Source organism: Dehalococcoidia bacterium (assembly GCA_041653995.1).
GTDB lineage: Bacteria > Chloroflexota > Dehalococcoidia > GIF9 > UBA5629 > CAIMUM01.
The window spans coordinates 1-12,299 of the sequence record JBAZEK010000001.1; the positions used below are offsets into that span (position 1 = coordinate 1).

A 12,299-nucleotide genomic window follows, 5' to 3' on the forward strand; every position below is an offset into this window, starting at 1 on the left:
TGATGATGGTGGGCATATCCCACAGACCTCGCTGCGGCGGGTACGGCGGTTTATAGCGCGACTCACCCCGCTGTCCCTCTATGGAGTTCATCAGTGCCGACTCCTCACCGCACACGTACGCGCCGGCACCCTCGAACACCTGGATATCCATATCCTTCAAATAGCCTCGGGCCGCGGCCTGTCCTATTGCGGAGACGAGCAGGCTGTTGAGCGGATGGTACTCACCCCTCAGGTAGATATAGGCCTTGCGGGCGCCGATGGCCAATCCCGCTATAATCATCCCTTCGATCAGTCCGAAGGGGTCGTGGGAGAGGATGTATTTATCCTTAAATGCGCCGACCTCGCCCTCGTCGGCGTTGCAGATCAGGTACTTCTGCCGGCCTTTGGCGTTCATGGCCAGCTCCCATTTGAGCCCGCAGGGGAAACCTGCGCCGCCGCGGCCTGTCAACCCCGATTTTTTAACCTCCTCGACGATTGCCTTCGGCTTCATCCTGCGCGCTTTACCGTAAGCCTTGAAGCCTCCCGCCTTGAGATAAGATTCGATATTCTGAGGATCTATCGTCCCGCAGTTGCCCAGAACAATACGTTTTTCCGCCACTCATAACCTCCTGTCAACAGGATTTCAGTATCCCGGCAATGCCCTCAGACGTGAGGTTGCCGTACAATTTATCGTTGATCAGCATGGCGGGGGCCTGGTCGCAGGCGCCGATGCATCCCACTACCTCCAGCGTGAACTTCCCATCCGGTGTGGTCTGTCCCGGCCCGATCCCCAGCTCCTTTTTTATGCTGCCCAGCACGCCCTGCGCGTCCTTCATGTCGCAGGGCAGACAGCCGCACACCCTGATGATATTCCTGCCCGCGGCGGCTACCGGCAGGTAAGCGTAAAAAGTGGCCACGCCGTAGATCTCGTTCAACGGGAGTCCGGTCTTTTCAGCCACAGTCGTCATCACGGCCTGGGAGAGGTTGTCGTTTTTAGCCAGCTCCTGTTTGAGGACAGGCAGGAGTTCCGCACGGTTGACGGTAGAGGATTGTGTCACTTTTGCGGCAGCGCTCATCGTACTGCACCTCCCTTCACGGCTTTAAAACCGGGCGCGGCGCTCATCGCTCCGGTGGGGCAGTGCTCGATGCATATGCCGCAATCCCGGCAGGCTTCAGCCGTTAAGGCCTCATCGAATCCTGTGACCACCTTTGATTTGAAGCCGCGGTATCCGACGCTCAGTATATTCTTGTGAGCGATATCGGCGCAGGCCCGGACGCATTTGCGGCAGAGTATGCACTTGGAAAGGTTGCGCATGACGTAGGGATTGGAGTCCTCAATCGGGAAAAAGCGAGGAACCCTCACATTGAAACGCGGGGCGCCCACCTGGTAATCGGAGGCCAGATTATGCAGGGCGCAGTTCTCGGCATTGGTGTCGATCACGCAGTCGCCGGTATGGGCGGTGAGCAACAGCTCCACTATCACCCTGCGGGCCGCGACAACCCTGGGCGAGCCGGTGTGCACCACCATGCCGTTGGATACAGGGGTATGGCAGGCGCCCATCAATGTTCTCGAGCCCTCCACCTCAACCACGCAGACGCGGCAAACGCCGGTGGGGACCAGTCCTTTGATATGGCAGAGCGTGGGTATCGTTATGCCTTGTGCTGCGGCCGCCTCTAAAATTGTAATACCCTGGCGAACCTTCAGCCACTTCCCATCAATGCTGATATTCACATTACTCATCTGCAACCCCCAAATTGACTATGAAAAGAACTAATTAACAGCCCGGGATATTTCTATGTTTACAAAGTAAAGGTCAATTCACTGAATAAACGATCAAGGCATATAAGTCAGAAAATGCAGGGATCTGCGCAGACTATGAAATTTCACAACTACTACCCCCTGTTATATAAAATGAAACATATTCATTATAGTGTTTTTATCAGCTTTGTCAATAGGTTTTCTGATCTGTTGGATGCCGCAGGCCGGCCATGTTGTGCAGATTATCGGCATGGGCTTCCTTTGGCCTCTCAGATCTATAAGGCAGCTCATGAGTAAAATCCTGTAGCTCAGGTCTCTTTGTAATCTTTTAGCAGGGCGTTCTGGAGCAGTTTAACCAGCGTATCTTCGTAACGAGTTGGGTCCATATCCGACCAGGTAAAGCATATTTTAGAGATCCACTCCACCAGACCGCTAACCAGCTCAGCCAGCACTACCGTATTATAAGGGATCATCGAACCTTCTTCCATGCATTTATGAAACCAGGTCCTGAGTACGCTCAGGAGAACTCGGTCGGCCTCGAGCCAGGATGTTTTGCCATCTTCACTGCGGCGCTGATCGATGAGACGGACCAGGTCTGCATTCTCTGAAGCGTGCACAAATGCGGCATGCACGATATCTTTCAAAGCTTTTTTGGTCGGGCTGTCCAATTCAGCATTGATTGCCTGTATATGACCGCGCAAATAATATTCACACAGCGCGTTGACAATCTCCATTTTGGACTTGAAATAAAGGTAAACTGTACCTGTGGCTATGCCTGCCGCGCTGGCTATTTCGGGTATGGTCGTACCTTCGACTCCTTTTTCCTTGAAAAGCTTGCGGGCATGAAAGATTATTGCATCGCGCTTGGCCGGATCTGTTTTTCGGACCATCTATATGCTGACCACCTCCATACCAGAGTCCATAATAGTTTATCATGATTGTGTCTTTGGAAATGTTTTGAACCGTGCAGCATAATTAAACTATAATTGCTTCGATATAAACTTGAGGAGGTTGTGTAATGGCAAGTTTGAACGAAGACATGAAGGCACTTCTGGCGGGGAGGCAGGTATATGTGGGCACTGCCAGCGCGGAAGGTAAACCGAGCATCGCGATGAAGGGCAGCAGCCAGATGATGGACGACGAGCACATCACATTTTTCGAGCTGGCGGGCGGCAGGACCTGGCAGAACATACAGAAGAATCCGCAAGTGGCGATAGTGGTAGCCGACTGGGGCAAGATGAAGGGCTACAGGTTCGAGGGCAGGGTGGTGGAGAAAATCACCTCCGGGCCGCTTTACGATGAAGCGAAGAAGCTGGCGGAGCTTATGAAAATCCCCGTCCCGCCCAAGGCTGCGGTCAAGGTCAAGATAGAGGAGATATACAACCTGGGTAAGGGCGGGATGAAAGTATCCTGACCCGGAGCCAAAATAAAGTAAGGAGGCAGTACAATGTCAGTTGATTACCCGGTAAGCCTGAAAATCGATTATCCGGACCGCAAGCTTAACCGCCTCACAAGTTTCTTTCGTATCTTTACAGTCATCCCCATTTTGATCGTACTTCTCCTTCTGGTGGGCAGCAACTTCCAGATGGGCTCCAAGGAAGCCGGAACGGTCGTATCCGGTGTCGGCCTGATCATGCTTCCGCTGGTGCTGATGTTGCTGTTCCGTCAAAAGTATCCCAAATGGTGGTATGATTGGAACCTAAACCTCTCCAAGTTCTGCTACAGGGTGGCGTCCTACCTCTACCTGATGAGCGATGTCTATCCCTCCACCGACGAGGAGCAAAACGTCCAGATGGAGATGCCGTATCCGGATGCCGCGAGCCTTAACCGATGGCTGCCGCTGGTCAAGTGGTTTCTGGCAATACCTCACATTATCGTGTTGTGCTTCCTGTGGATCGCCGCCCTGGTGGTGATTATCATCGCCTGGTTTGCCATCCTCTTCACCGGCAGATTTCCCAGGGGACTCTTCGATTTCGTGCTGGGCGTGATGAGATGGGGCTTCAGGGTAATGTGCTATGCCATGATTATGATCACGGATAAGTACCCGCCGTTCGCCCTGGACACATAAAAATCATGGCAGTCGAAACAGCGGCGCGCACGGAAAGATTCCAGCGCATAAAGAAGGAACTGCTGGGCAGCAGGGTGCACCTTTGCCCTGAGCGGGCCTACCTGGTGACTGACTTTTACAAGCATCACGATGCCCCGTCGCAGCCCATTATAGTGCGCCGCGCCATGGCGACCCGCTACATCCTCCAGAACAAATCGGTACGCATATATCCCGATGAGCTGATCGTGGGGAACATGGGCAGCCACCGCATCTCCGCCCTCATGCAGCCGGAGCTCAGCGGCGTTTACATGGGAAACGACATCCCGCGCATCGATAAACGCAAGACTACGCCCCTGCTGATGCCCTGGAGGGACCGGCTGAGGATCTTGTTCGACGTCATTCCCTATTGGCTTTTCCGCAACATGCCGTTCAGGGCCTTCTTCCCGCATATGGGCAGGTTCTTTCAGTACGCGGCTGAACAGCTCAAAGCCACTTTTTATCTGATCAACGAGGCCGGCGGCATAGGACATTTCCTGCCCAATTACGAGAAGATGCTCGGGATGGGCGTAAAGGGGTACCTGGATTCGATGAAAAGCAGCGGCGACGACCTATCCAAAGCGGCCGCGATAGTCTGCGAGGGCCTGCTGAGCTACGCCGGTCGCGTTGCAGACGAGGCCGGGCGCATGGCCGCCGCTGAACAGGATTCTGTGAGGCGCGCCGAGCTGGAGGAGATAGCAGCCGTCTGCCGCAGGGTGCCGCTTAATCCGGCTCAGACTTTTCAGGAAGCTTTACAGTCCCTGTGGCTCACGCACATGGCCGTCTGCCTTGAGAGCATCAACTCGGCGGTCTCCTTCGGCCGCATGGACCAGTTCCTGTACCCGTATTACCGGCGCGACCTGGACGCGGGACAGATCACAGCGGAGAAGGCCAGAGAGCTGCTGCTTTGCTTCTCGGCCAAGGCGGCAGAGCATGTCTTCCTGCTGTCCGAGAGCGTCAGTCAGTATCACGGGGGCTACCTGGTGGTTCAGGCAGCCATCATCGGCGGCATGGAGCGCGGCGGAGCGGACGCCACCAACGAGTTGACCTACGTAATGCTGGATATGATGGAGGAATCCGGCCTGCGCGATCCCAACTATCAGGCGCGCGTGCACGGCGGCTCCCCTGAAAAATATTTAAAGAGGGTGATCGATGTGGCCAAGGCGGGCAACGGCGTGCCCGCCGTATTCAGCGATGAAGCCGCCATCAGATCGCTGGTCGCCAACGGCATCCCGCTTGAAGAGGCCAGGAACTACGCCGTGGTGGGTTGCGTGGAGCTGGCCCTGCCGGGTAGGAGCTTCTTCTCCACCGATGCCGCCCTGATGAATATGCCGATCTGCCTCGAGATGTCGCTCAACCGCGGCCGCCTGTTCAAGGGCGGCAAAAGGCGGGGCGCGCCCACGCCGGACCCCGCCGGGTTCACATCGATCCGGGATGTCGTGGAAGCCTATACCACACAGGTGAATCATGTAGTTGGCCGTCTGGTGGAGGATATACAGATGGTGGAGCTCGGCAATCGCCATTACCATCCCACACCCTTTTCCTCCATGCTAGTGGACGGATGTCTGGAATCGGGAAAGGACATCAGCGCAGGCGGCGCGCTGTTCAATTCCAGCGGCATCCAGGGTGTGGGTCTGGCCGACGTGGCTGATTCGCTGGCGGCGTTGGATGAGGTGGTCTTTCGCAGGAAGAAATACAGCATGGCAGAACTGTGCGCAGCGCTCAAGCATGATTTCCGCTCAAGCCCGGCAATGCAGGCCGAGCTGGCCGCCGCGCCCAAGTACGGCAACGATAACGATCTGCCCGACGGATATGCCGCGGAGGCGGCCTCTATCTTCTACCGGGCGCTGACGAGGCATAACAATACGCGTGGAGGCAGGTACATCTCCGGATTCTACTCCGTGACCTGCCACGTAGCTTTCGGGTCGCTGGTGGGCGCACTGCCCAGCGGGCGCAATGCCAGGCAGCCTTTCGCCGCCAGCCTGGGCGCGTCCAACGGCAGGGATAAACTGGGAGTTACGGCGCTGCTCAACTCGGCTGCCTGTATCGATCCCTGTCACTCTCCCAACGGCTATGCCCTCAACCTGCGCTTCGATCCGGCGGTCATCGGTGGTCAGCGCGGGACGGATACGGTGGCGGCCCTGATGAGAGGCTTCTTCGAGAAAGGAGGCATGGAGGTGCAGTTCAACGTGCTGGACCCCGATATGCTGGACGATGCCTACAGGCACCCGGGCAAATATCCCGGCCTGGTTGTGAGGGTGGCGGGATACTGCGCCTATTTCGACGACCTGCCCGCGCCTTCCAAGCTGGAGATTATTCAGCGCACGCGCTTGAAATTATAACTTTCACTTACATTACATAATTTCGGAGGATCATATGGGAGATAATTTTTACGGTAAAAAGGATATCGAAAAGGCTGCCAAGATGTATACGCTCAAGCCGGAGCTGATGCAGGCTTACCTGGATTTCGATGGTAAGGTGATGGCGGAAGGCAGCTTGAACAAGAAGACCAAGGAGCTGATCGCGGTGGCCTGCGCGCATATCACTCAGTGCCCTTACTGCATCCATGGTCATACCAAAAACGCCAGGAAGGCCGGAGCCAGCGACGAGGAGATTGCGGAGGCGGTTTTCGTGGCGGTGGCGTTGAGAGCGGGCGGGTCCATGGCGCACAGCTGCATCTCCATGGCGACGCTGGAAGAATAGAAAGGATCAGCAGACCGCGTTCTCAATGATCTCGACTCGCATCGGCTTGCCGCCCGACGGGTCGATCTCGACGGCTACGAAATCAATGCGCCAGTTTTCGGGCAGGTCATTGTGATTGCCGAGATAGTCCAGGGCCGTGGCCAGAAGCCGCTGTTTTTTAGCTGAGGTCACCGATTCCTCCGGTATTCCGAAGGCGTCCCCTGTCTTGCTGCGCACCTCTATAAAAACGATATAGTCGCGGTGCCGGGCGACCAGGTCGATCTCGCCCAGCCGGCAGCGGTAGTTCTTTTCAAGGATGCGGTATCCTTTCTTCTCCAGCGCCCTGCGGGCGAGCTGCTCACCCCGTTTTCCCGTCTCCTGTTTTTTCATATCAACCTGGCCAGGTCGCGCAGTGGAGAGTAGGTCATCCTATGTATGCATGACGCCCCGTTGCGGCGCAGGCATTCGAAGTGCTCGCGCGTGCCGTAGCCCTTGTGACGGGCGAATTCGTAGCCGGGGTAGCGCTCATCCATCTCCAGCATGATGCGGTCGCGCGTTACCTTGGCAACCACCGATGCGCAGGCGATGCTCAACACGGTACGGTCTCCCCGGATAATGGCTTTCTGCGGTATGGTCATGTATCTCAGCCTTACAGCATCGATCAGCAGATATCCAGGCGGCTCGGACAACGCCGCCAGCGCCAGCTTCATGGCCTTTCTGGTGGCGTTAAGTATGTTCACCGCATCGATGACGTCCGGCTCGACCACGCCAATGCCCATCTCGATGCCGTACTCAGCCATGCAATCGAAGACCTGCTGCCGCTCCTTCTCCTGCAGGAGCTTGCTGTCTTTGACACGCGGCAGCCAGGGGAAGTGCGGTTCCGGGGGCAATATCACAACGGCGGCCACTACCGGCCCCGCCAGCGCTCCGCGGCCGGCCTCGTCCAGGCCGGCGATGCGGCGGTAACCCGACGAAAGCAGCTCCTGCTCCTCCCTCAGGTGAGGAACGTTGGAAACCGCCCTCTTGCGGCCGCTCACAGTGGGCCGCCGGATATCTTATTCATACTGCTGTATGTTACCCCGCGCCAATCATAGCTGCTCAGGGGGTGGCCTTGTTCAGAAGAAGCAGGACGCGGTCAAGTACGGCCTTCCCCAATTCGGCAGCCGGCTGCTGTGCTTCTATGACGATCCAGCGTGACGGGTCTCGTCCGGCGAGATCGAGATAGCCATCCCTTACCCTGTGGTGGAATGCGATGTCCTCTGCCTCGAAACGGTCGTCGCCTGTATTGCGCTTGCGTTTCAGCCCCGCCTGCGGCTGCAGATCCAGTAAAAAAATGATGTCCGGCTGCAGTCCGCCCGTGGCGGCGTTGTTGATCGAAGCGACGGTCTCCACCCCCAGGCCCCGTCCGTATCCCTGGTAGGCCAGGGTGGAGCCCGTGAAGCGGTCGCAGATAACGTTAGTGCCCTGAGCGAGCGCAGGAAGGATGACATCCCTGACGAGCTGCGCGCGGCAGGCGTTGAAAAGCAGGAGCTCGGCCTGAGGGCTGATATCGTAATTGCGTTTGACTTTGAGGAGCTTCCTTACTCTGTCACCCAGCGGTGTCCCGCCCGGCTCATGCGTCAGCGCCGAGGGAATATTGCGGCGTAACAGCTCGTCATGAAGAAGCCCGGCCTGGGTGCTTTTACCGCAGCCTTCGCATCCTTCGAAGGTGATGAACAATCCTTTATGCTCGGGCATAACGCAGTCCAGAATATCAGGCTTCTCAGTTATTTACTATCTTGACCCGCCGCCCGGGCTCGCGTCCCGAGCTGCTGGATGTAACGTCGTGCTTTTCGGCCAGCATATGCTGAAGGCGCCGGATGAACGAGTTCTGCGGGCTGAGGGTGACCTCTTTTTTACCGTTTTTAACTTCGTCGATGGCCTGCAATGCCTCGTCAAGCGCTGTATCTACAACCTCGTCGCGCGGCCCTGTATATATGCTGTCCAGGCAGTGGCGTAACTGCTGCAGGCTGTTGCCTCTTATGGCGTAGACAGGTATGCCCTGCGCCTCGGCGTCCCTCAATTTCTGCGGCTTGCGCCTGAAGTAGTTCTTGGTCGTGATCAGTATATTAGATAGTCGCAGATCGTCCGTGATATCGATATCCAGGCCTTTCTCGTGTGCGGCCTGCTCCAGTATGGGCCGGTTTATGCCGAACAGGTAGACTCGCAGCCCCTGTTTTACCGTCTCGGGTTTATTAAGGGTTTCACGTATGGTTGCCGCCTGCTCTTTGACAACGTTGCCGTCGGGATCCAGCCACCTGACCTCCGAACGGCTCTCCTTTCCATGCAGGACAGCGTCGACGGCGCGCGCCACATCGGGGTGGACCAGCACCTTGTACCGTTCCTGTATCTCCACCACGATATCAAAGGTGGGAGGGGCCTTGCGCTCCAGCACCGATTTCTGCGTGTGGCGCCGGCGGGCCTCCTCATCCCCCAGTGTGACCGTCTGTATGCCGCCGACAAGATCGGACAGCGTGGGGTTCATCATAAGATTTTGCAGGCTGTTGCCGTGGGCGGTACCTACCAGCTGGACGCCGCGCTCGGCGATGGTGCGGGCCGCCTCAGCCTCAAGGCTGGTGCCGATCTCGTCGATGATGATGACCTCGGGCATGTGGTTCTCCACAGCCTCGATCATGACGGCATGCTGGAGCGTAGGCGTCGGCACCTGCATGCGCCTGGCGTGACCGATGGCCGGGTGCGCTATGTCGCCGTCCCCGGCGATCTCATTGGAGGTATCCACCACGATAACGCGTTTCTTCAGATCGTCGGCCAGCACACGGGCCGTCTCACGCAGTATGGTTGTCTTGCCGATACCCGGCGGGCCCATCAGAAGGACATTGTTGCCGGTCTCGACCAGGTCCTGGATTATTTTGGCCGTTCCCATCACAGCGCGGCCCACGCGGCAGGTTAAACCGACGATCTTCCCTTCGCGGTTTCTGATGGCCGAGATGCGGTGCAGCGTGCGCGTCAGGCCTGCACGGTTGTCGCCGCTGAAGGTGCCGATCAGGCTGGTGACATGCTGTATATCTGCTTCTGTGACTTCGTGATCGCCTAATAATATCTCGCGATTGGGGAAACGTGCTTCAGGCAACCGGCCGAGGTCCATGACGATTTCCAGCAGGTCACCGTTTCCGATCTCTTGCTTGAGATCTGAGGCGATATGGGGTGGCATGACGGCCAGCAGAGACCGGATGTCATCGATATCTATCGTCTGCAAGGTATCTCCTCTGTGGTGGCGGAAATGACATCGGCAGACGCATATTGTGCGCGCAAATTACCAACCTCTGGTGGCCAGTAAACTGTCTTCGGGTATGCTTTTGATATCAAGTCCGGGCATGGCTGAGCCGAGACCCCTCGATACCTCGGCGATGATGGCCGGGTCTTTGTAATGGGTTACCGCCTTCACTATGGCGGTGGCGCGCACCTCGGGGTCGCTGGACTTGAAGATGCCCGAGCCCACGAAGACGCCCTCCGCGCCGAGTTGCATCATGAGTGCGGCATCCGCCGGCGTGGCCACGCCGCCTGCGGCGAAATTGACCACCGGCAGTTGACCGGTCTTATGCACCTCGATCACCAGCTCCAGCGGGGCGCCCATGTTCTTGGCCTCGGCCGGCAGCTCGTCGGCGCTCATCGATTGCAGCTTGCGCATGGCTGATTGGACCGAGCGCATGTGGCGCACGGCCTCAACGATGTTGCCTGTGCCTGCTTCGCCCTTGGTGCGTATCATGGCGGCGCCCTCTGAGATCCGGCGCAGGGCTTCGCCCAGGTCGCGGCAGCCGCATACGAATGGCACTTTAAAATCATGCTTCCACACGTGATGGCTCTCGTCCGCGGGAGTCAGCACCTCCGACTCGTCGATGAAATCGACGCCCAGCGCCTCAAGCACCTGGGCCTCCACGAAGTGGCCGATGCGGCATTTCGCCATCACGGGTATGGTCACCGCCTTCATGATGGCGGTTATCACGGTGGGGTCGGACATCCTGGCCACGCCGCCGTCCTTGCGTATATCGGCCGGCACGCGCTCCAGCGCCATCACCGCGCAAGCGCCGGCGTTCTCGGCTATCCTGGCGTGCTCAGGCGTCACGACATCCATAATAACCCCGCCCTTGAGCATCTGGGCGAGGCCGGTTTTTACTTTCCAGGTTCCAGTATCCATTTAAATCAAGTCCCGTCTTTATTTCGTATTCTGCGTACGATTGTGTTACTCCCGTAAATAGATTATATCACGGAAATCTGCCGATTTGAATTTGTTATAATGTGTGGTCGGAGGCTGTGGCATCCTGCGCCCGGCGCCGGACAACAGAAGCCTATGGAATATGAGAAAACCACCCTCGAGAGCGGCCTGAGAGTAATAACCTGCCGCATGCCGCATACCAGGTCGGTATCCCTGCTGTTATTCGTCATGACGGGCAGCTGCTACGAGAATGATGGTGAGGCCGGGATATCGCACTTCATCGAGCACATGTGCTTCAAGGGCACCCAAAAGCGCAGCAGTTCGCGCGAGATCAGCGAAGCCATAGAGGGTGTGGGCGGCATTTTAAACGGCGGCACCGACCGGGAGCTGACCTCGTACTGGTGCAAGCTGGCCAGCCGGCACCTGGAGACGGCAGTCGACGTCATCACAGACCTGATGCGGCGTCCGCTTTTCCGCGAGGAAGACATCGAGAAAGAGCGGCAGGTCATCATCGAAGAGATAAATATGAGCCTGGATTCTCCCCAGCAGCGCGTGGGTATGATATTGGACGATATGATGTGGCCCGGCAAACCGCTGGGGAGGGATGTTGCGGGCACGAGGGAGACGGTCACGTCCATCACGCGGGATCAAATGATCAAGCGTGTTGAAAGGTACTACACGCCGTCCAATATGCTGGCCAGTATAGCAGGCGATTTTGATCGCGACAGCCTGCTGGAAATGCTCAGCCGGGCCGGGGATGGATGGCAATCCGGCGGACAGCCGGATTACATCGACAGCAGAGCCGGTCAGACCTCGTCCCGAACAAAGATAGAGTACCGTGAGACCGAGCAGGTCAACCTGACGCTGGGTCTGGAGGGATTATCCATTTTCGATCCCGACAGGTTTGTATTGGACCTGTTCAGCATGGTATTGGGCGAAGGCATGAGCTGCCGCCTATTCACCGAGATAAGGGAGAAGCTGGGGCTGGCCTATGATATCCACAGCTACGTCGAGCATTTCCGCGAGACAGGCTCTTTTGTTATCCAGGCAGGCATAGATACCGCGCAGACGGAGAAGGCGATCAGGGCGATCCTGGAGCAGTTATCGCTGACCAGGGACGGCATATCGGCTGCCGAACTGAACAAGGCCAGGGAGATGGCCAAAGGACGCATGCTGTTGAGCATGGAGAACAGCCGGACTGTGGCGGGGTGGTACGGCGCGCAGCAGATGTTGACCGGCAAGATAATGACCATAGACGATGTAACCAGGATTATAGATGAGATAACTCTCGAAGATATCAGACGCGTGGTGGGCAGGCTCTTTTTGACCGAGAAATTGAATCTGGCTATCGTGGGTCCGGTCAAAGACGATGGCTCCATAGCTAACTTGATGACGTTATAAGGTGGCTGTTTTACTGATTATTTTCAGCTATTTTACTCTGTTAGCGTTCGGATTGTATTAATACTGTACGATAATTTCGTACAGTTCATTTACCCCCTCGTTTTTCAGTTTTCATTTTGAATCGCTCCAATAACGTCGCGGGTTATCGGTTTAAATCAATATTTCGCAGACATCTATAACAG

At 56.9% G+C, this 12,299-nt stretch carries 14 protein-coding genes; 5 read left to right on the forward strand and 9 right to left on the reverse strand.

Annotated elements, in window-relative coordinates; translation table 11 throughout:
- The 4 genes from WC359_00005 to WC359_00020 form a co-directional block, all read right to left on the reverse strand.
- On the reverse strand, window positions 1-598 hold a 598-nt coding region (locus WC359_00005), incomplete at its 3' end, for an NADH-quinone oxidoreductase subunit F (GenBank protein MFA5398818.1).
- Between the two features lie 13 nt (window positions 599-611).
- On the reverse strand, window positions 612-1,055 hold the full coding sequence (locus tag WC359_00010) for an NAD(P)H-dependent oxidoreductase subunit E (protein ID MFA5398819.1): 444 nt from the start codon (window positions 1,053-1,055) through the stop codon (window positions 612-614).
- Complete coding sequence (locus tag WC359_00015) at window positions 1,052-1,720, reverse strand: 2Fe-2S iron-sulfur cluster-binding protein (GenBank protein ID MFA5398820.1); 669 nt, start codon at window positions 1,718-1,720, stop codon at window positions 1,052-1,054. The genes WC359_00010 and WC359_00015 overlap by 4 nt, the downstream gene beginning before the upstream one ends.
- A 326-nt stretch (window positions 1,721-2,046) precedes the next feature.
- Complete coding sequence (locus WC359_00020; protein MFA5398821.1) at window positions 2,047-2,628, reverse strand: TetR/AcrR family transcriptional regulator; 582 nt, start codon at window positions 2,626-2,628, stop codon at window positions 2,047-2,049.
- 128 nt (window positions 2,629-2,756) lie between these two features.
- Here WC359_00020 and WC359_00025 point away from each other — a divergent pair, with 128 nt between their 5' ends.
- Genes WC359_00025 through WC359_00040 form a run of 4 tightly spaced genes read left to right on the forward strand, consistent with a single transcriptional unit; the run spans window position 2,757 to window position 6,524 of the window.
- Entirely contained in the window at window positions 2,757-3,152 is a 396-nt protein-coding gene (locus tag WC359_00025; protein MFA5398822.1) for a pyridoxamine 5'-phosphate oxidase family protein, read from the forward strand.
- A gap of 33 nt (window positions 3,153-3,185) precedes the next feature.
- Window positions 3,186-3,806 (forward strand): DUF4389 domain-containing protein, encoded by a 621-nt coding sequence (locus WC359_00030; GenBank protein MFA5398823.1) that lies wholly within the window; start codon window positions 3,186-3,188, stop codon window positions 3,804-3,806.
- Window positions 3,807-3,811: 5 nt separating this feature from the next.
- Window positions 3,812-6,163 (forward strand): pyruvate formate lyase family protein, encoded by a 2,352-nt coding sequence (locus WC359_00035; protein MFA5398824.1) that lies wholly within the window; start codon window positions 3,812-3,814, stop codon window positions 6,161-6,163.
- 34 nt (window positions 6,164-6,197) lie between these two features.
- Window positions 6,198-6,524 carry a carboxymuconolactone decarboxylase family protein gene (locus WC359_00040; GenBank protein ID MFA5398825.1) on the forward strand — a complete coding sequence of 109 codons (327 nt, stop codon included), beginning with the start codon at window positions 6,198-6,200 and terminating at the stop codon, window positions 6,522-6,524.
- 6 nt (window positions 6,525-6,530) lie between these two features.
- Here WC359_00040 and WC359_00045 read toward each other — a convergent pair whose 3' ends face one another.
- The 5 genes from WC359_00045 to pdxS form a co-directional block, all read right to left on the reverse strand.
- Entirely contained in the window at window positions 6,531-6,893 is a 363-nt protein-coding gene (locus WC359_00045; GenBank protein MFA5398826.1) for a YraN family protein, read from the reverse strand.
- Complete coding sequence (locus tag WC359_00050; protein ID MFA5398827.1) at window positions 6,890-7,540, reverse strand: ribonuclease HII; 651 nt, start codon at window positions 7,538-7,540, stop codon at window positions 6,890-6,892. Before WC359_00050 ends, WC359_00045 begins: the two co-directional genes overlap by 4 nt.
- A 61-nt stretch (window positions 7,541-7,601) precedes the next feature.
- On the reverse strand, window positions 7,602-8,240 hold the full coding sequence (gene tmk, locus WC359_00055; GenBank protein MFA5398828.1) for a dTMP kinase: 639 nt from the start codon (window positions 8,238-8,240) through the stop codon (window positions 7,602-7,604).
- 25 nt (window positions 8,241-8,265) lie between these two features.
- Complete coding sequence (locus tag WC359_00060) at window positions 8,266-9,714, reverse strand: R3H domain-containing nucleic acid-binding protein (GenBank protein MFA5398829.1); 1,449 nt, start codon at window positions 9,712-9,714, stop codon at window positions 8,266-8,268.
- 102 nt (window positions 9,715-9,816) lie between these two features.
- Entirely contained in the window at window positions 9,817-10,698 is an 882-nt protein-coding gene (gene pdxS / locus WC359_00065; GenBank protein MFA5398830.1) for a pyridoxal 5'-phosphate synthase lyase subunit PdxS, read from the reverse strand.
- Between the two features lie 153 nt (window positions 10,699-10,851).
- Here pdxS and WC359_00070 point away from each other — a divergent pair, with 153 nt between their 5' ends.
- A complete protein-coding gene (locus tag WC359_00070) occupies window positions 10,852-12,117 on the forward strand; it encodes a pitrilysin family protein (protein ID MFA5398831.1) in 1,266 nt (421 codons plus the stop codon).
- Window positions 12,118-12,299 lie beyond the last annotated feature (182 nt).

Excerpts from the sequence above, each read along its gene's own strand:
- WC359_00010 (MFA5398819.1), bottom strand. The coding sequence starts at position 1,055 with ATGAGCGCTGCCGCAAAAGTGACACAATCCTCTACCGTCAACCGTGCG.
- WC359_00015 (MFA5398820.1), bottom strand. The coding sequence starts at position 1,720 with ATGAGTAATGTGAATATCAGCATTGATGGGAAGTGGCTGAAGGTTCGC.
- WC359_00020 (MFA5398821.1), bottom strand. The coding sequence starts at position 2,628 with ATGGTCCGAAAAACAGATCCGGCCAAGCGCGATGCAATAATCTTTCAT.
- WC359_00025 (MFA5398822.1), top strand. The coding sequence starts at position 2,757 with ATGGCAAGTTTGAACGAAGACATGAAGGCACTTCTGGCGGGGAGGCAG.
- WC359_00030 (MFA5398823.1), top strand. The coding sequence starts at position 3,186 with ATGTCAGTTGATTACCCGGTAAGCCTGAAAATCGATTATCCGGACCGC.
- WC359_00035 (MFA5398824.1), top strand. The coding sequence starts at position 3,812 with ATGGCAGTCGAAACAGCGGCGCGCACGGAAAGATTCCAGCGCATAAAG.
- WC359_00040 (MFA5398825.1), top strand. The coding sequence starts at position 6,198 with ATGGGAGATAATTTTTACGGTAAAAAGGATATCGAAAAGGCTGCCAAG.
- WC359_00045 (MFA5398826.1), bottom strand. The coding sequence starts at position 6,893 with ATGAAAAAACAGGAGACGGGAAAACGGGGTGAGCAGCTCGCCCGCAGG.
- tmk (MFA5398828.1), bottom strand. The coding sequence starts at position 8,240 with ATGCCCGAGCATAAAGGATTGTTCATCACCTTCGAAGGATGCGAAGGC.
- WC359_00060 (MFA5398829.1), bottom strand. The coding sequence starts at position 9,714 with ATGCCACCCCATATCGCCTCAGATCTCAAGCAAGAGATCGGAAACGGT.
- pdxS (MFA5398830.1), bottom strand. The coding sequence starts at position 10,698 with ATGGATACTGGAACCTGGAAAGTAAAAACCGGCCTCGCCCAGATGCTC.
- WC359_00070 (MFA5398831.1), top strand. The coding sequence starts at position 10,852 with ATGGAATATGAGAAAACCACCCTCGAGAGCGGCCTGAGAGTAATAACC.